The sequence below is a fragment of the Cupriavidus pampae genome, from assembly GCF_914271485.1.
Taxonomy (GTDB): domain Bacteria; phylum Pseudomonadota; class Gammaproteobacteria; order Burkholderiales; family Burkholderiaceae; genus Cupriavidus; species Cupriavidus pampae.
On the sequence record NZ_CAJZAG010000014.1, the window covers coordinates 53,654 to 71,522 of the forward strand.

18 protein-coding genes are annotated in these 17,869 nt (G+C 64.5%); 16 read left to right on the forward strand and 2 right to left on the reverse strand.

The genetic code is table 11. The annotated features are described in order from the left end of the window. Positions 1-15 precede the first annotated feature (15 nt). The 16 genes from LDO41_RS29575 (at position 16) to cheZ (ending at position 15,932) form a co-directional block, all read left to right on the forward strand. Complete coding sequence (locus LDO41_RS29575; protein ID WP_223994758.1) at positions 16-2,025, forward strand: putative bifunctional diguanylate cyclase/phosphodiesterase; 2,010 nt, start codon at positions 16-18, stop codon at positions 2,023-2,025. Between the two features lie 180 nt (positions 2,026-2,205). Continuing rightward, complete coding sequence (locus LDO41_RS29580) at positions 2,206-2,589, forward strand: response regulator (protein ID WP_223994760.1); 384 nt, start codon at positions 2,206-2,208, stop codon at positions 2,587-2,589. A gap of 158 nt (positions 2,590-2,747) precedes the next feature. Next, complete coding sequence (locus LDO41_RS29585; protein WP_223994762.1) at positions 2,748-3,233, forward strand: chemotaxis protein CheW; 486 nt, start codon at positions 2,748-2,750, stop codon at positions 3,231-3,233. 181 nt (positions 3,234-3,414) lie between these two features. Further along, positions 3,415-5,244: a methyl-accepting chemotaxis protein gene (locus tag LDO41_RS29590; protein ID WP_223994764.1), complete on the forward strand. Its 1,830-nt coding sequence runs from the start codon at positions 3,415-3,417 to the stop codon at positions 5,242-5,244. Positions 5,245-5,355: 111 nt separating this feature from the next. After that, complete coding sequence (locus LDO41_RS29595; RefSeq protein WP_223994766.1) at positions 5,356-6,108, forward strand: DUF4088 family protein; 753 nt, start codon at positions 5,356-5,358, stop codon at positions 6,106-6,108. Between the two features lie 387 nt (positions 6,109-6,495). Beyond that, on the forward strand, positions 6,496-6,813 hold the full coding sequence (gene flhD, locus LDO41_RS29600; protein ID WP_109585504.1) for a flagellar transcriptional regulator FlhD: 318 nt from the start codon (positions 6,496-6,498) through the stop codon (positions 6,811-6,813). Continuing rightward, complete coding sequence (flhC, locus tag LDO41_RS29605; protein WP_223994768.1) at positions 6,810-7,415, forward strand: flagellar transcriptional regulator FlhC; 606 nt, start codon at positions 6,810-6,812, stop codon at positions 7,413-7,415. Before flhD ends, flhC begins: the two co-directional genes overlap by 4 nt. A 120-nt stretch (positions 7,416-7,535) precedes the next feature. After that, entirely contained in the window at positions 7,536-8,399 is an 864-nt protein-coding gene (gene motA / locus LDO41_RS29610; RefSeq protein WP_223994770.1) for a flagellar motor stator protein MotA, read from the forward strand. Between the two features lie 13 nt (positions 8,400-8,412). Beyond that, positions 8,413-9,441, forward strand: a complete 1,029-nt coding sequence (gene motB, locus LDO41_RS29615; RefSeq protein ID WP_223994772.1) for a flagellar motor protein MotB — start codon at positions 8,413-8,415, stop codon at positions 9,439-9,441. A 59-nt stretch (positions 9,442-9,500) separates the two neighbouring features. After that, positions 9,501-11,516, forward strand: coding sequence for a chemotaxis protein CheA (gene cheA, locus LDO41_RS29620; RefSeq protein ID WP_223994774.1), 2,016 nt, complete (start codon positions 9,501-9,503; stop codon positions 11,514-11,516). A 39-nt stretch (positions 11,517-11,555) separates the two neighbouring features. Beyond that, positions 11,556-12,050 (forward strand): chemotaxis protein CheW, encoded by a 495-nt coding sequence (locus tag LDO41_RS29625; protein ID WP_223994776.1) that lies wholly within the window; start codon positions 11,556-11,558, stop codon positions 12,048-12,050. 100 nt (positions 12,051-12,150) lie between these two features. Then, positions 12,151-13,077 carry a CheR family methyltransferase gene (locus LDO41_RS29630; protein WP_223994778.1) on the forward strand — a complete coding sequence of 309 codons (927 nt, stop codon included), beginning with the start codon at positions 12,151-12,153 and terminating at the stop codon, positions 13,075-13,077. Further along, positions 13,077-13,733, forward strand: coding sequence for a chemoreceptor glutamine deamidase CheD (cheD, locus tag LDO41_RS29635; protein ID WP_223994780.1), 657 nt, complete (start codon positions 13,077-13,079; stop codon positions 13,731-13,733). Before LDO41_RS29630 ends, cheD begins: the two co-directional genes overlap by 1 nt. A 22-nt stretch (positions 13,734-13,755) precedes the next feature. Continuing rightward, positions 13,756-14,829, forward strand: a complete 1,074-nt coding sequence (locus LDO41_RS29640) for a protein-glutamate methylesterase/protein-glutamine glutaminase (RefSeq protein WP_223994781.1) — start codon at positions 13,756-13,758, stop codon at positions 14,827-14,829. Between the two features lie 32 nt (positions 14,830-14,861). Further along, a complete protein-coding gene (gene cheY, locus LDO41_RS29645; RefSeq protein ID WP_109585495.1) occupies positions 14,862-15,251 on the forward strand; it encodes a chemotaxis response regulator CheY in 390 nt (129 codons plus the stop codon). Positions 15,252-15,260: 9 nt separating this feature from the next. After that, entirely contained in the window at positions 15,261-15,932 is a 672-nt protein-coding gene (gene cheZ / locus LDO41_RS29650; RefSeq protein ID WP_223994782.1) for a protein phosphatase CheZ, read from the forward strand. Here cheZ and LDO41_RS29655 read toward each other — a convergent pair. Both LDO41_RS29655 and LDO41_RS29660 read right to left on the reverse strand, forming a co-directional pair. Then, positions 15,856-16,977 carry a phosphatidylinositol-specific phospholipase C gene (locus LDO41_RS29655; RefSeq protein ID WP_223994783.1) on the reverse strand — a complete coding sequence of 374 codons (1,122 nt, stop codon included), beginning with the start codon at positions 16,975-16,977 and terminating at the stop codon, positions 15,856-15,858. The genes cheZ and LDO41_RS29655 overlap by 77 nt on opposite strands. 132 nt (positions 16,978-17,109) lie before the next feature. Next, positions 17,110-17,688: a helix-turn-helix domain-containing protein gene (locus LDO41_RS29660; RefSeq protein WP_223994784.1), complete on the reverse strand. Its 579-nt coding sequence runs from the start codon at positions 17,686-17,688 to the stop codon at positions 17,110-17,112. Between the last annotated feature and the right edge of the window lie 181 nt (positions 17,689-17,869).

Below are 17,869 nucleotides of genomic sequence, written 5' to 3' on the forward strand. Positions count from 1 at the left end.
GTATGTAAGCCCCGAATGATTGCCTCGACCTCTAGTCTCCTGCTGTTCGCTGTGCTGCTCGGCGCCGCCGCCGCGCTTGGCATGCGCTCAGCCAGCCGAGATGCGAGCCGGGACGGCAAGTTGCTGCGCCGGCTGTCATGGTCGGCTGCCGCCATGTCGCAGGTCACGATCGGCATGCCGCTGTGGGTGGCCATGGGTTCCGGCTCGCTGTCGGCGCTCGAGGATCCTCTGCGCGCGGCATCGGCCTTCGCGTCGGCCACCGCCGCTGGTGTCGCCTCGGCACACGTTTTCACATTACTGAAACAATGGCTGGGCGCGGCGACACGCGTCTGGCGCGTCGCGGCCGTGATGTCGATGGTCGGCGGCGCCGGCATGGTCGCCGTGGCTGGCGCGCGCATGGGCCGCCTGTGCGGCAACGGCTCGCTGACCGCGCGCGCCTGCATCGACGCGGCCGTGTTGCCCGACCCGGGTTGGCTTGGTGGCGGCATCGCGCTGTTGTGCTTCGCGATGTTCGCGTTTCATCGCGCGCAATCGCGCGGATGGCTGCCCGCGCCGATGCGTCCCGAGGCCACCCTGATCGACGACACACCCGACGACTTTCCCTCGGCGGCGGCCTTCCCGCGGCAGACCAATGCGGTCGTCGCGGCGGGTGGGCGCGGCGCGCGGCGGCAGGTCGGGCGCATTCCGGGCCTGACCGTGCGACCGTCCGCCCGTGGCGGCGAGGCCGTGGGCGAGTACAGCGTCTCCACCGACCTGCCGGACCGCATCGCGTTCGGCCGCTGGCTCGACCAGACCCTGGCCCAGGCCAGGCTCACCGAGACCGGTTGCGCTGTGCTGCTGATCCATATCGCCGACTTCCGCGAAGTGGACGAAGTGTTCGAAGTACGCGCCGATGACATCCTCGCGCAGGATGCCGGCGCGCTGGCGCAGGCCGCGCTGGAGCCGCACGACTTCCTCGCGCGGCTCGCGCGCGACGAGTTCGCGGTGGGCGTGCCGGAGCTCGTGCATCACAGCCGCGCGCACGAGCTGGGCTCGCGCGTGCTGGGCTCGCTGGCCGAGTTCGTGGCCGCGCGTGGATTGCAGATGCAGATCGGTGTGAATATCGGCATCGCGATCTATCCGCGCGATGCCCAGACCTCCGAGGCGCTGATGCAGGCGGCCCGCGTGAGCTTGTCCGAGGCGCGCGAAAGCGGCTCGAACCAGGTGCGCGTGTTCAACTCCGCCGCCGGCGAGCGCGCGCGCCGCGTGCGCGTGATCCGACGCGACCTGTGGCTCGCGATCCAGGACGACGGTCTGTCGCTGCATTACCAACCCAAGTTCGACGTGAAGCATCGCACCGTGGTCGGCGCGGAAGCGCTCTGCCGCTGGCGGCATCCGACCCTCGGCGTGGTCAATCCGGCCGAATTCATCATGGTGGCGGAGCAGTCCGGCCAGATCGACAAGCTCGACGACTGGGTCATCGCGAGCGTATGCGCGCAGGTCCGGCTGTGGCAGGACGCGGGTTTGCCGGTGGTGCCGGTGGCGATCAACGTGTCGGGCCTGCGGTTTGCCAGCCGCAACTTCCCGCAGTACCTGCTCGAGCAGATCCATCAGCACGACATTCCGCCTTCCGCGATCACGCTCGAGATCACCGAGACCGCGGCGATGAAGGACATCGGCAAGTCGCTCGAGACCCTGGCGGAACTGCAGGCGCTGGGCATCCATGTGGCGCTCGACGACTTCGGCAGCGGCTACTCGAGCCTCGGCTACCTCAAGCGCCTGCGGGTTGGCACGCTGAAGATCGACCGCACGCTGATCGGCGGGCTCGATGCCGATCCGCAAGGCCGCGCGATCGTTGGCTCGATGGTCGCGCTGGCCCACGAGCTGCGCATGAAGGTTGTGGCCGAGGGCGTCGAATCCCATTCGCAGCTCGATATCCTGAACGCCATGGGTTGCGACGAGGTGCAGGGCTACCTGATGGCCCAGCCACTCGACGCTTCGTCCTTCGCCGAGGTCCTGCGCGACACGCAGCCGGTGCGCGTCTGAGGTAACCGGGATGGCGCGATGAGACCGTTTCGCATTGCCAAATCCCGCCAAGATTTAGCGCCAAATTTAGAGGCTTCCCTCTAACCCCCCCTTCACGGCGCTAAAGCAGGCGCCCGCGCAGACGATATGAGGAAGGCAAGGGCACGCTCTCTTGCATCCCACGCGTTCTGGAGCCTGCCCATGTCCCTGCCGACCATTCTCGTTGCCGACGATTCGCCTTCCATCCGCCGCATGATCAGCGCCTGCCTGCGTGCGGCCGGTTATGAGGTCACGGAGGCGGCCGACGGCAAGGAGGCGCACGAGGTGGCGCTCGAAGGCGCCTTTGGCATGCTGGTGACCGATCAAGTCATGCCGGTCATGGACGGGCTGTCGCTGATTCGCGCGCTGCGGGCCACGCCGCACTATGCCAACGCGCCGATCCTGATGCTGACCACCGAGGCCGATGGCCAGATCCGCGCGCAGGCGCGCGAGGCCGGCGCGTCCGGCTTTCTGGCCAAGCCGTTCGACCCCGACCAGCTGATTGCTTCGGTCGAGGCGCTGTTGCCCCCTCCCTCGGAGGGGTGACCGGCGTAGCAAAGTCGCCCTTCATCCACCTCGCGAACAGCCGTTAACACTGGGGGGCGATACCGTGTGCGCCGGCTTGCCGGGCAGCGGATCGGGTCGCGCACACGCGGGCCGGCCGCAAGCCGCCCGGCAACGACCAACACTGCCAGCGGGGCAACATGACTATCCAGACGAAAGCTGACGGCGCCGGTGAAGAATTTCTGGCCTTCCGGCTCGGCCGCGAAGAGTACGGCATCGACATTCTCAAGGTGCAGGAGATCCGCGGCTACGAATCCGTGACCCAGATCGCCAATGCGCCGGCCTATCTCAAGGGCGTGATCAATCTGCGCGGCATCATCGTGCCGATCATCGATCTGCGCATCAAGTTCCGCCAGGAAAAGATCAGCTACGACCAGTACACGGTCGTGATCATCGTCGACCTCAACCAGCGCACCACCGGCATCGTCGTCGATGGCGTGTCCGACGTGCTGACGCTGTCCCAATCGCAGATCAAGCCTACGCCGCAATTGTCCGGCGGCATGGAAACCGATTACATCCGCGGCCTGGGTTCGGTGGAGAACCGCATGCTGATCCTGGCCGATATCGAAAAGCTGATGGGCGTGGAAGAACTCGCGGCCATCGACGCGGCGGCTCGCGCCGCCTGAAGGACCCGTGAGGGGAGCTGGAACCGGGCGTCGCGGCCCGGTTTGCATCATCTGCCGGCATGACAACGAAACAGCGCTGGCGATGGGAACGGGCAAGAGTGGCCGATACGGTCACGAACAACAATGCGGGAGAGCGCAGTGATGCCACTCCCGGTCTTTTCTGACAGAAGGGGGTAGTTCTATGCAGTGGTTCAATCAACTACGCGTTACGACCAGGCTGATAGCCGGCTTCCTGGTCGTATCCGTCATCGGTGCCGTGATGGGCCTGCTTGGCGTGATCAACATGGGGCGCATGGCGGAATGGACCGGCAAGATCTACAACGAGGATCTGCAGGCGCTGAAGGCGGTGCAGGACGGCAACATCAACCTCGTGTACGCCAGCCGCGCGCAGATCGCGCTGCTGTCGGCGTCGACGATGGGCGAGCGCGCCACCGAGAAGGAACGCATCGAGAAGTCGCTGACGACCATGGAAGAGCGCGTAAAGGCCGCCAAGGGTTCGTTCACGCAGCCCGAGGGCCAGGCCATGGTCAAGCAGTATGAAACGCTCGTGCCGCCGTTCCGTGACCGCATGAACAAGTATGTGGCGCTGGTCAACAAACAGCCGCTGGACACCTCGCAGTTCGAAAGCTCGGTGTTCGCGGAGAGTGCCGACCTGCTCAAGGACAGCCGCGCGCTGGAAGACGTGCTGTTCAAGATGGTGAAGCGCCGTGATGAACGCGCGCGCCTGAACATGGACGAGTCGGACGGCGTGTACAAGAGCTCGCGCGTCCTGATGCTGATGCTGGTGCTGGGCGGCGTGGTGTTGTCGGTGCTGCTGGGCCTGTTCCTGGCCCGCGCGCTGTCGCGCCAGCTGGGTGGCGAACCTGGCTACGCGGCAGGTATTGCCGCGAGCATCGCCGACGGCGATTTCTCGAGCAAGGTATCGCTGCGCAAGGGCGATCAGTCGAGCCTGCTGCACGCGATGAGCGAGATGCAGCGTCACCTGTCGCGCATGGTGCGTGATTTCAAGGAAGGCGCCGAATCGATCGGTACCGCCTCGCGCGAGATTGCCGCGGGCAACAACGATCTGTCGCAACGTACCGAGCAACAGGCCGCCTCGCTCGAGGAAACGGCTTCGAGCATGGAAGAGCTGACCAGCACGGTGCGTCAGAACGCGGATAACGCGCGTCAGGCCAGCGGCCTGGCCGCCAATGCTTCCGAGACCGCGGTGCGCGGCGGCGAAGTGGTGGGCCGCGTGGTGCAGACGATGGACGAGATCAATGAAGCCTCGCGCAAGATCGTCGACATCATCGGCGTGATCGAAGGCATCGCGTTCCAGACCAACATCCTCGCGCTCAACGCGGCGGTGGAAGCGGCGCGCGCGGGCGAACAAGGCCGCGGCTTCGCGGTGGTGGCCGGCGAGGTGCGCAGCCTGGCGCAGCGCTCCGCCAATGCGGCCAAGGAAATCAAGGGCCTGATCGGCGATACCGTGGCACGCGTGGACAACGGCGCGGTACTGGTGGGCGAAGCCGGCCAGACCATGGGCGAGATCGTACAGGCGGTCAAGCGCGTGACCGACATCATGGGCGAGATCAGCGCGGCGTCCGCCGAACAGAGCTCGGGCATCGAGCAGGTGAACCAGGCTGTGGCGCAGATGGACGAGGTGACGCAGCAGAACGCGGCGCTCGTGGAAGAAGCCGCCGCGGCGGCCAGCTCGCTGCAGGAGCAGGCCGGCCGACTGCAGGACTCGGTGGCGACGTTCCGTCTGGCGCAGGACGACGAAGGCCGTGGCGGCCCCTCGCTGGCGATTCTGCCCGCGGCACGTCCGGCGGCCAAGCCTGCCGTGACGGCACGTCTGACGGCCGGCAAGACGCGCCCCGCGCGTGGTGCCAAGGCAGGCGCGGCCGCGGCTGGCGCAGCGGCAGCAGCCAGCGCAACGGATTTCGAGGAAGTGGCGGCAAGCGAAACGCCGGCACTGCGTGCGGCAACCGCGGGCGGTGCTTCCGACAACGGCGACTGGAGCGCGTTCTAAGGGCCTTGCGCCCGTCTTGAACCCGGTTTGGCGCAACGCGTCCCGCCCTGGCCCATCCACCGCTGCCGCGGGGACGGGCCGGCCGGGACGCGCTTCTGTTTCGATGAAATCATGACCACCGACATCAATCTGTCCCTGTCGGCCGAGGCGACGGCCAGACTCAGAGCGGACTTCGACGCGTTTGTGAGGGTCTCGACAGGACTCGATGCCGAGTTCGTGCCGCCTGCCTTCGACGATTTCCTGCGCGCGCGCCTGCTGCAGCAGGATGGCCCGCTGACCGAGCGCGCCGTCATGCGGCTGCTTGCCAGCGGCGAGTACGGATGGGCGCGGAAGGTGTTCGACAAGCAATTGCCGAATGCGCTATCGGCACTGATGCGCGACGCGCAGCGCTTCGGTTTCGGACTTGCGGTGCAGCCGGAATGGTCGCCCACGCAGCGCCTCGACCACGCGCGCCAATGGGCGCAGCAGATCCTCAGCGAGGCCGGGGCCGACGCAGCCTTCACGGAGGCACTGGCCGCGCAGATCGCGGCTTCCGCCGTCGATATCCGCACCATCGAGGAGCGTATGCGCACGCCCTCGTGGCGCATCGCGGAGAGCCTGCGGCAGCGTGCCTACGACCTCATGTACGCGTTGCAGACGGAACAAAGCGAAGCGCTGGGCCGCAGCAAGGTGGGCGAGATGCGCGCGCTGCTGGGGCTTGCGCTCGAATACGGTTCTGTCAGCGCGGACGAGGCCGCGCGCGTTCTGGAGCAGGTGGAACGGGCGCGACCGCATCTGTTTCGCGAGGCCCCCGACGACGTCTTCGCGCGCCTCGCAGCCTGGCTGCGACAGCTGTTTAGCCAAGCTACGCCGGTCCGTCAATAGTGGAATCCATTAGCGCGGGCGGTTTCCGTAGCGCATGCGTCACAGTTTCATGTCGCAATAGATACGGACGTGCGCGTTAACAACATGTCTGACGTCATGGCTGTTACAAATAAGGGCAGCTATGTCTTTTCCATACGACATTTGTTCTCCCCCAACTCAAGTAGGGATTGGCATTGCAGGCCGATTGCCGATATAAACGTAACAGTTTCACTTACACTCTGTAACATCTGTAACGGATCAGAGATGTGGTGTTACCAGGCGTAGTTCCTATTGTCGTACGTCGTACCCGTCGCACACGCACAGCAACGATCTGGTCGCCGACACAGCTTTAACGTGTTGGTAAGCGCCGGACAAGCGGTCGAAGGGTTTTTTGGTAGCGGGGAAAAATTGGAAAGCAGTGAAGTTCTCCAGGAGATCAGGGAGGTTAACCTCGCCTATCTGCTGCTCGCGCAACGACTGGTGCGCGAAAACCAGGTGGAAGCCATGTTCAGGCTTGGCGTCAGCAAAGAAATCGCTGAGATTCTTGCCAAACTGACATCGGCGCAGCTCGTCAAACTGGCGGCATCGAATATGGTGCTGTGCAGGTTCCGTTTCGACGATCATGCGTTGCTCTCCACACTCACTCACACGGCCAAGAGCCATGATATGCAGCAGATCCATGCTGCAATCCTGCTTGCCCGGCAACCCGTGGAGCAGCTCAATTGACCGCGCTCCTCCAGGCCCAGCCAGCTCGCAGTTTCACGGCTACTCCCGTACCCAACCGCAAAAGTGTCCTGCAGGACGCCAACCAGACCCAGCTTGCCATTGAGCTGATCGGCCTGGGTGCGCGCCTCCAGGTGCTCGAAGCCGAGACTACGCTCTCGCGCGACCGGTTGATCCGTCTCTACAAGGAGCTCCGAGGCGCCTCGCCGCCCAAGGGCATGCTCCCGTTCTCGACAGACTGGTTCACGACCTGGCTGCCGAATATCCATTCGTCGCTGTTCTTCTCCGCGTACCAGTTCATGGTGCAGGAAGGAGAGACGTCGGGTATCCGCGCCGTGGTGGCGAGCTATCGCCTGTACCTCGAGCACGTTTCGCTGCTGGGCGGCGAAATTGTCTTAAGTTTCACCCGTGCATGGACGTTAGTACGGTTTTTCGAGAGCAATATGCTGCAGCTTTCCACGTGCACATGCTGCGGCGGACAATTCGTGACGCATGCCTATGAGCCGCACGCGAACTTTGTCTGCAGCCTGTGCCGCCCGCCCTCACGGGCAGGGAAAGTCAAGAAGCTCTCGAAGGACGCCGTAGCCGCGCAGACCACCGCCTGATTCCTGGGTGACGTCGGCGGCGGCAAGGCGGGCCCCGAGATCGGGGCGCGCGGTGACCCCGCGCGCCTGTACGAAGGGCCCTTGTACGCTGACGCGTGTTTTCTAGACGGGGATCCGATCGTGCTTGTAGTTCTTGGCTATGTCGTCGTGCTGGCTGCGGTGCTGGGCGGGTATGCCATCACCGGCGGCCATATGGGCGCGCTTTATCAACCGGCGGAACTGATCATCATCGGTGGTGCGGCGGTCGGCGCATTCATCAGTACCAACAGCGGCAAGGCCATCAAGGGGACCATGAAGGCCCTGCCGAAGCTGTTGCGTGGCTCCAAGTACAACAAGGAGCTTTACCTGGACGTGATGGCGCTGCTGTACGTGCTGCTGTCCAAGGCGCGCCGCGAGGGCATCCTGTTCCTCGAGAAGGAAATCGCCGACCCTGCTGCGAGCAGCGTGTTCAGCCAGTACCCACGGATCCTGGCCGATGCGGTGATGATGGAATTCCTCACCGACTATCTGCGCATGATGGTCAACGGCAACATGAACGCGTTCGAGATCGAGGCGCTCATGGACCACGAAATCGAAACGTACCGCCACGAGGCCGAAGTGCCTGCCCATGCGCTGTCGCGCGTCGGTGACGGCCTGCCGGCATTCGGTATCGTCGCCGCGGTGATGGGTGTGGTGCACGCACTGGCTTCGGCGGATCTGCCGCCGGCCGAGCTCGGCGCACTGATCGCCCACGCGCTGGTCGGTACGTTCCTCGGCATTCTGCTGGCATACGGCTTCGTCTCGCCGCTGGCCGCTCGCGTCGAGCAGCAGGTGGACGAGAGCGTGAAGATGTACGAGTGCATCAAGGTCACGCTGCTCGCCTCGCTCAATGGCTATGCGCCGCTGGTCGCGGTGGAATTTGGCCGCAAGGTGTTGTACTCCACCGTGCGCCCGTCCTTCCTTGAACTCGACGACCACGTTCGCGAAGTCAAAAGCCTGACCTGACGGGAGAGCAGTCATGAGCAGTGCCCAGGATCTGCGCCCGATTGTCATCAAGAAGGCGAAGAATCGCGCCAAGCCGCACGGCAACCACAGCTGGAAGATTGCCTACGCCGACTTCATGACGGCCATGATGGCTTTCTTCCTCGTGCTCTGGCTGTTGAGCTCGTCGTCGCCGAAAGCCCTCGTCGGTGTGGCCGAATACTTCAAGACGCCGCTGAAGGTGGCGATTGCTGGCGGCGACAAGAGCAGCATGTCGAAGAGTGTCGTGCCTGGCGGCGGCAAGGATCCGATGGCCAAGGACGGCGAGGTGATGCGCGCGCAGACCAACGATCCGTCGGATGCGCGCCGCCGCGAGCAACAGGAATCGGAACGCCTGCGCCAGCTGAAGAGCCGCCTCGAGCAGACCATCGAAAGCAACCCGGTGTTGCGCGCGTTCCGTCCGCAGCTGCTGCTGGACATCACGAGCGAAGGCCTGCGCATCCAGATTCTCGATACGCAGAACCGTCCGATGTTCCGTACCGGCAGCGCGGCGGTGGAACCGTACATGCGCACCATCCTGCGCGAGATCGGCCCGGTGCTGAACGAGATGCCGAACAAGGTGAGCCTGTCGGGCCATACCGACTCGCAGACCTATATGGCCGGCGAGCGGGCGTACAGCAACTGGGAGTTGTCGGCCGATCGCGCCAACGCATCGCGGCAGGAACTGATCGCGGGCGGCATGAGTGAAGGCAAGGTGCTGCGCGTGCTGGGCCTGGCCGACACGATGCCGCTCGACAAGAACGATCGCCTTGCTCCGGTCAACCGGCGCATCAGCATCGTGGTGTTGAACAGGAAGGCACAGTCGCAGTTCGAGTCCGAGAACGCGAGCGCCGCCGATGTATCGGTGGGCGCGCAGAAGGGCAAGGCAGGACAGGAACTGCAGGCCGGTGTGGCGGCGGCGGAAGCGCCCCCGGCGGCGGCAGCGCCAGCGGCAGGCTCGACGGGAGCGGCTGGGGTGACCCCGGCGGCAAACGCGGCGCCCGCGGCAGCAGGCAAGCGCGAATGAGGCGCGCCGCTCCCAACCGAGCGGCGCATCCTAAGGCAATTTAGCGGACCAGGACGGCCATGTCTGTCGATATCGATATCACGCAGTTCTACCAGACCTTCTTTGAAGAGGCGGAGGAACTGCTCGTAGAAATGGAGCAGCTGCTGCTCGGGCTGGATCTCGACGCGCCCGATGCGGAAGAGCTCAACGCAATCTTTCGCGCGGCACACTCGATCAAGGGTGGTGCCGCCACGTTCGGCTTTGCGGCACTGACCGAGACCACGCACATCTTCGAAAACCTGCTCGACCGCGCGCGTCGGCAGGAAATCGCGCTCACGCGGGCCATCATCGACACTTTTCTGGAAACCAAGGACGTGTTGCAAGACCAGCTCAACGCCTATCGCAACGGGACCGAACCCGATCCGGAAACTTTCCAGCGCATCTGCGCGGTCCTGCAGCAGCTCGCGCAGGAAGCCGGTGGCGACGCTGGGGCGCATGCGCCCGCCGCGGCCCCTGCACCGGCCGCCGCACCGGCACCCGCCGCCGCGCCGGCAGGTGGCAATCTCAAGGTACGACTGATCGGTGTGTCGCCGGCGGACCAGGCGCTGCTGCGCGAGGAGATCGCCAACCTTGGCGAGATCACCGGTCAGCAGGAAGCCAACGGCGAACTGACGATCTGGCTGAATAGCCCGTGCGGCGCCGATGACATCATCGCCGTGTGCTGCTTCGTGATCGACGGCGACCAGATCGTGGTCGAGGCGTCTGACGGCACCGCGCCGGTAGCGGCTGTGGCTCCGGCCCCCGCACCGGTTGCGGCTCCGGCACCGGTGGCGGCCCCGGCCGCCGCGGCGCCCGCGAAAGAGGGCGCGAAGGAAAAAGCCAAGCCCGCGGCAGCCGCTGCACACACCCCCGACGCCGGTTCCATCCGCGTGCCGACCGAGAAGGTCGACCAGATCATCAACCTCGTTGGCGAACTGGTGATCACGCAGTCGATGCTCGCGCAGACCGCTTCGTCGCTGGACCCGGTGCTGTTCGACCGTCTGTTCTCCGGCATGGGTCAGCTCGAGCGCAATGCGCGCGACCTGCAGGAAGCGGTGATGTCGATCCGCATGATGCCGATGGACTACGTGTTCTCGCGCTTCCCGCGTCTGGTCCGCGACCTCGCCGGCAAGCTCGGCAAGCAGATCGACCTCGTGACGTTCGGCAAGGCGACCGAACTCGACAAGGGCCTGATCGAACGCATCATCGATCCGCTGACCCACCTCGTGCGTAACAGCCTGGACCATGGCATCGAGACGCCCGAGAAGCGTGTCGCGGCTGGCAAGGAGCCGACCGGCCAGCTGATCCTGTCCGCGCAGCACCATGGCGGCAACATCGTGATCGAAGTGAGCGATGACGGCGGTGGCCTGAACCGCGAACGCATTCTGGCAAAGGCCGTGCAGAACGGCCTGCCGGTATCGGAAAACATCAGCGACGAAGAAGTCTGGCAACTGATCTTCGCGCCGGGCTTCTCGACCGCCGAAGTGGTGACGGACGTGTCCGGCCGCGGCGTCGGCATGGACGTCGTGAAGCGGAACATCCAGGAAATGGGCGGCCACGTGGAAATCGCGTCGCGCCCGGGCAATGGCACCACGACGCGTATCGTGCTGCCGCTGACGCTGGCGATTCTCGACGGCATGTCGGTGCGCGTGGGTGAGGAAACCTTCATCCTGCCGCTGAACTGCGTGATGGAGTCCCTGCAGCCGAAGGCCGACGACGTGCATACGGCCGCCAACGCGGAGCGCGTGATGAACGTGCGCGGCGAATACCTGCCGCTGCTCGAACTGCATCGCGTGTTCAACGTCGACGGCGCGCTTCAGGAACCCACCCAGGGTATCGCGGTGATCCTGCAGGCCGAAGGCAAGCGCTTCGCGCTGCTGGTGGACCAGCTGATCGGCCAGCACCAGGTGGTGTTGAAGAACCTCGAAACCAACTATCGCAAGGTGCCATGCATCTCCGCCGCCACGATTCTCGGCGACGGCAGCGTGGCATTGATCGTGGACGTCGCCGCGCTTCAGCGCACCGGCGTGCGCCGCCAGGACCCGGTGCTCGCCTGATCGGGCGGACGCGCGCAACACACAGCAAGGAGAGAACACATGGCCGGCATCGGACACATCGATACCCAGGGGAGCGAAGCTTCGGGCCAGGAATTCCTGGTCTTCACGCTCGGCACCGAGGAATACGGCATCGACATCCTCAAGGTGCAGGAAATTCGCAGCTACGAGACGGTGACGCGCATCGCGAACGCGCCGGACTTCATCAAGGGCGTGACGAATCTGCGCGGCGTGATCGTGCCGATCGTCGATCTGCGCCTGAAGTTCCGGCTCGGCAACGTGCGCTATGACCACCAGACCGTGGTGATCATCCTCAACGTTGCCGGCCGCGTGGTGGGCATCGTGGTGGATGGCGTGTCGGACGTGCTGACGCTGACTGGCGACGATATCAAGCCGGCACCGGAGTTCGGCGTGTCGGTTTCCAACGAGCACCTGACAGGTCTGGGCTCGGTGGAAGGTCGCATGCTGATCCTGATCGATATCGAACGCATGATGACCAGCCCGGAAATGTCGCTCGTCGAGGCCGAAGCGGCGTAAGCCGCCAGGTCTCGCAGGACGCCAGTCACGACGTAAGCCAAGACGCAACAGCGCGCGCTTTCAGGCGCGCGCCCACCAAGACCTTCGCCCCCCATTCATCATGACGCAGCTCCGTTCTTCCGCCAGTGCCATCGGGAAGCCAGCGGGGGCTGTTTCGCCCACGATGCCCCTGATCACGCCGTTGCGTGATGACATGCGCGACTTCCTGCTTACCGAGCGGGATTTCGAGAAGGTTCGCGCATTGATTCACAAGCGCGCGGGCATCTCGCTGGGCAGCCACAAGCGCGAGATGGTCTACAGCCGGCTCGCGCGGCGGCTGCGCTCGCTGCAGCTCACCGATTTCGGCAGTTACCTCGCGATGCTCGAGGCCGACGAGGGATCCGTGGAGTGGGAGTACTTCACGAACGCCCTGACCACGAACCTCACCTCGTTCTTCCGCGAAGCGCATCATTTTCCGCTGCTGGCCGAGCATGCGAAGAAGACCGGCCGGCCATACAGCGTCTGGTGCGCGGCCGCGTCGACCGGTGAAGAGCCGTATTCGATCGCGATCACGCTCGCGGAGACGCTTGGCGACCGCGCGACCTCGGTACTGGCGACGGACATCGACACGCAGGTCCTGGCCAAGGCGCGCAACGGGGTCTATACCACCGAGCAGGTCGCGCGGCTGTCGCAGGAACGTCTCAAGCGCTTCTTCCTCAAGGGGACGGGCGCGCGCGCCGGCGCGGTCAAGGTTAAGCCGGACCTCGCCTCGACCATCACGTTCGATACGCTCAATCTGCTGGCGCCCGACTGGGGCATTCGCGAGCAGTTCGATGCGATCTTCTGCCGCAACGTGATGATCTACTTCGACAAGCCGACGCAGGGTCGCATCCTCGAACGCTTTGCACCGCTGTTGAAGCCGAACGGGCTGCTGTTCGCGGGGCATTCGGAGAACTTCTCGTATGTCACGCGCGCGTTCCAGCTGCGCGGGCAGACCGTATACGAGCTTGCCGGGAACGCTGGCCGTTCTGGCGCGGGAGGACCGTGATGCGCACTCCGCAGATGCCCGAGGCGATTGCCACGCGCAAGTATTTCGATCGCGAGTTCGGCAAGCAGGCCATCAAGCTGTTGCCGAACGAGTACTACGTGACCGGCGAAGACGTGGTGCTGACCACGGTGCTGGGCTCCTGCGTGGCGGCCTGCATTCGCGACGAGGTGACCGGCGTCGGTGGCATGAACCACTTCATGCTGCCGGATGACGAGAACGCCGGGCCGGACCGCGTGCTGTCGGCATCGATGCGCTACGGCTGTTATGCGCTGGAAGTGCTGATCAACGAACTGCTGAAGATGGGCGCGCGCCGCGAACGGCTGGAAGCGAAGGTTTTCGGTGGTGGCGCGGTGCTGGCGAACATGACGACCCTCAATATTGGGGACCGGAATGCCGATTTCGTATTGAAGTACCTGAGGACGGAAGAGATACGCGTGGCGGCGCAGGACCTGCGCGGTCCGCACGCCCGGCGCGTGAGCTACTTCCCGACGACGGGACTGGCGCTGGTGCGCCGGCTCACTCGCCAGGACGATACGGTTGTCGTGGAGCGCGACGAACGCGCATTGGCGCGCGCGCTGTCCACGTCCACGAAAACGCCCGCACGAGGTGCCGTGGAATTGTTTACGCGGCAGACGACGTCGAGAACGTCGTCCTGAAGACTACAAGAGACGCAGAACTATGACCGCCGCAAAAATCAAGGTGCTGTGCGTGGACGACTCCGCGCTGATTCGCAGCCTGATGACGGAGATCATCAACAGCCAGCCCGATATGGAAGTCGTGGGCACGGCGCCGGACCCGCTGGTCGCGCGCGACGCGATCAAGCGCCTGAACCCGGACGTGCTGACGCTGGATGTGGAAATGCCGCGCATGGACGGGCTCGACTTTCTCGAGCGTCTGATGCGCCTGCGGCCGATGCCGGTGTTGATGGTGTCATCGCTGACGGAGCGCGGATCGGAAATCACGATGCGTGCGCTGGAACTGGGCGCTGTGGACTTCGTGACCAAGCCGAAGCTTGGCATCCGCGACGGGCTGATCGACTACACGGACACCATCGCGGACAAGATTCGCGCGGCATCGCGCGCGCGCGTGCGCAGTGCGGCCACCGGGCCGACCAACGCAACGCCACCGGCGCCGATCCTGCGCAGCCCGCTGCTGTCCACCGAAAAGCTGATCATCGTCGGCGCATCGACGGGCGGCACCGAGGCGATCAAGGAATTTCTGATGCCATTGCCGCCGGATTGCCCGGCGGTCATGATCGTGCAGCACATGCCGGCCGGCTTCACGCGTTCATTCGCGCAGCGGCTCAACGGCCTGTGCCGCATCACGGTGAAAGAGGCCGAGCATGGCGAGCGTGTGCTCCCGGGCTATGCGTATATCGCCCCCGGTGACTCGCACCTGATGCTGGTGCGCAGCGGCGCGAACTATGTCGCGCACCTGTCGCAGGACCCGCCGGTGAATCGTCATCGGCCGTCGGTGGATGTGCTGTTCGACTCCGCCGCGGAGCACGGCGGCAAGAACGTGACGGGCGTGATCCTGACTGGTATGGGCAAGGACGGCGCGCAGGGCATGTTGCGCATGCGCGATGCCGGCGCATACAACCTGGCGCAGGACGAGCAGTCCTGCATCGTGTTTGGCATGCCGAAGGAGGCGATAGCCACCGGCGGCGTGCATGAAGTAGTGCCCCTGCATTCGATGAGCCAGCGCGTCATGGCGCATTTGGCAACATTCGGTGCGCGGGCGCAGCGAGTTTAAATTTTATCCACAACTGTTTTGGAGCCGTAAAAGTGGACAAGAACATCAAGATCCTGGTGGTCGACGACTTCCCGACCATGCGTCGGATCATCCGTAATCTGCTCAAGGAGCTGGGCTTCAATAACGTCGACGAAGCCGAAGACGGCGCCGCCGGCCTGGAGAAGGTAAAGGACGGCAGCTTCAACTTCGTCGTGTCCGACTGGAACATGCCGAACATGGACGGCCTGACGATGCTGCAATCGATCCGCGCGATCCCCGCGATCGCCAAGACGCCGGTGCTTATGGTGACGGCCGAGGCGAAGAAGGAAAACATCATCGCGGCCGCGCAGGCTGGCGCCAACGGCTACGTGGTCAAGCCATTCACCGCCGCCACGCTGGACGAGAAGATCACCAAGATCTTCGAGAAGCTGGGTAAGGAGTGAGGTGACGCCATGTCGACGACTCAAACTTCTGCCAACGATTCGGCCGAGCAGATCATCCATCGCATCGGCAACCTTACGCGGATGCTGCGCGACAACATGCGGGAGTTGGGGCTCGACAAGGAAATCGAGCGTGCCGCCCAAGCCATTCCCGACGCGCGCGATCGCCTGAGCTACATCGCGACGATGACCGAGAAGGCGGCCGAGCGCAGCCTCAATGCGGTCGAGATCGCCCAGCCGCTGCAGTCCTCGCTCGAAACGCAGGCCGAGGCGCTGGACAAGCGCTGGGAGGCGTGGTTCGCCAAGCCGGTGGAACTGCAGGACGCGCGCGAACTCGTGCTGGATACGCGTGAGTTCCTCACGGACGTTCCCGTCAAGGCGCGCGCCACCGGCAGCCAGCTGCTCGAGATCATGATGGCCCAGGACTTCCAGGATCTGACGGGCCAGGTGATCAAGAAGATGATGGACATGATCCGCTCGCTGGAGCAGGAACTGCTCCAGGTGCTGCTGGACAACGTCCCGGCCGAGCGCCGCGCGGAGATGCAAGCCACGCAGGCAGCGCAAGCCGCGCAGGCGGCCGAGGCCACGCTGCTGAACGGCCCGCAGATCAACCCCGAAGGGAAGACCGATGTGGTGGCAGACCAGTCCCAGGTGGACGATCTGCTGGCCAGCCTGGGCTTCTGATCTGTCTTGCGGGCACGGGCGCCCGCAGGTTGATGTCGATAATTTCCCGGATCAGCGATGGTCCGGGAAAATCTGCCATCACGATGCCGACATAGTGCGGCTTCCAGGCACGCAGACGCTCGAGCACGAGGTAGTTGATGCCTTCGAACGCAATCGTGCAGATGCCGATAAAGCAGTCCACACGCGGGAAATCCGCATAGACGTGCCGGAATGCCGGCGTCGTCAGCCCCGTTGCCAGACGGGCCGCGTGGTCGTGCGCACTCACCTGCCCGCTCGCCGCGAAATAGGGAAACACGCCGCCATTCGCTGACAGGTAGGTGACGAAGCCCCACGGCCGCGTCAAGTCGAACACATCACTGTTGCGCGCCTTGCGCAATGCGTTTCGCACGGTGTCCCATTTTCCGTACAGATCCCAGTTCGTGCGCAGATGCCAGGCGTCGGAGACTTCGTGCAACGTGAAATAAGTGCTCTCCGGAAAAAGTATGATGCGTCCGCGCACGCTGCCGAGCCGTGGCACGAGAGGCGAGGCCACCTGTATCAGGTCTCGATGCGCCGCGGTCTCCATCATCATTGCCGTGTCGATCGGGACTGTGCTCCAGGTCGGCGGGCCTTCCTGTCGCACCCGCACCAGCAGGACTTCGCTGGGATGATCGAGCAGGAATTGCCGCATGGTGCGCAAGATCTGCTGCAGCGTTGCGTATTGCCGGAAGGGGCCGTGATAGGCCTGCAGATGATTGCGGACCAGCCGGACGCGAACGTCGAACGCGCGCACGCCTGCGTACAGCTGCGCGCGCAGCGGCATTGCCTGCGTGGCCGCCGCATCGCCGCCGAACCGGCTCATCGAGTTGTGGGTACCCGGTATCGAGAGGTTGTTGAGATAGCGGCTGTCCGGTAGCCGGCCCATCCAGTCGGGATAGAGTTGCAGTGGATGCGGTTGCTGAGAATAGGCGCCGGCCGGGCGTGCCTGCACCGGCTGCGCCGGGGCCGTGCGGGCAACGATGAGCCAGAGCGCCAGCCAGATGGCGTTGCATTGCGTAACGCGCATGATGATCTCCAGAAGTGAGTTCCTCGGAGTCGACATGCTGGAATGCGCCGCGCGTGCATTCCTTGATCAGGATTCAATCGCGCGTGAATTGCAGGTGCGTGCTCTTGTGCACGCGAACCATGATGGAAAGCGCTAGCGGCGGACCAACGCCACCACATACACGCAGGGCGTCTTGCCCGCATTGACGAACGTGCACGGCGCCGGCGCGCCAAGCTGCAGGCAGTCCCCCGGCGCGAGCGTATGCACGAGCTCGCCCTCCTCGAACACGAGCGTGCCGGTGCGGACCCAGATTTGCTGGTGCTGGAAGGCGAACGCCGATGAGGGATACGAAACGCGCGTGTTGCCCGGCAGCGTGACCTCGATCAATTCGATCATGCCGCCGCTGATCCCGCTCCGTGGCGAGACCGCGCGGCGCGTATAGCCGGTTTCGGGATCCTGCCACACCGGTTGGTCGTCATGCCGGCTCAGCCGTTCGTCCGCCTGCTCGGCGAGCGCGAGCAGCATCGACAATTGCAATCCGAACGCGCCCGAGAGCTTGCCCAGGATGGTCGCCGTGGGACTCGCCTCGCCGCGCTCGATCTTGCTGATCATCGCCTTGGACACGCCCGAGCGGTCCGCCAGGTCGGCCAGCGACCAGCCGCGCGACTCGCGTTCGATGCGCACGCGCGCGGAAATGGCCTGAGTCGGGTCGGCGTTCGGTTGGCTAGCCATGCGAGTTTTTCTTTCCTGATTTCCTGCGGGCGAACGGCGAATTATAGGGGGTGCTTTCCTATCGCACGGCTGTGTCGTGGCGTCACGACAGCGGGTTAACCCTTACAGAAAATAGTTTTGATCGGTGGTCATACGTCCACTATAGTAGACGACAAATCATACCGTGACCGGAGCCCCCGAC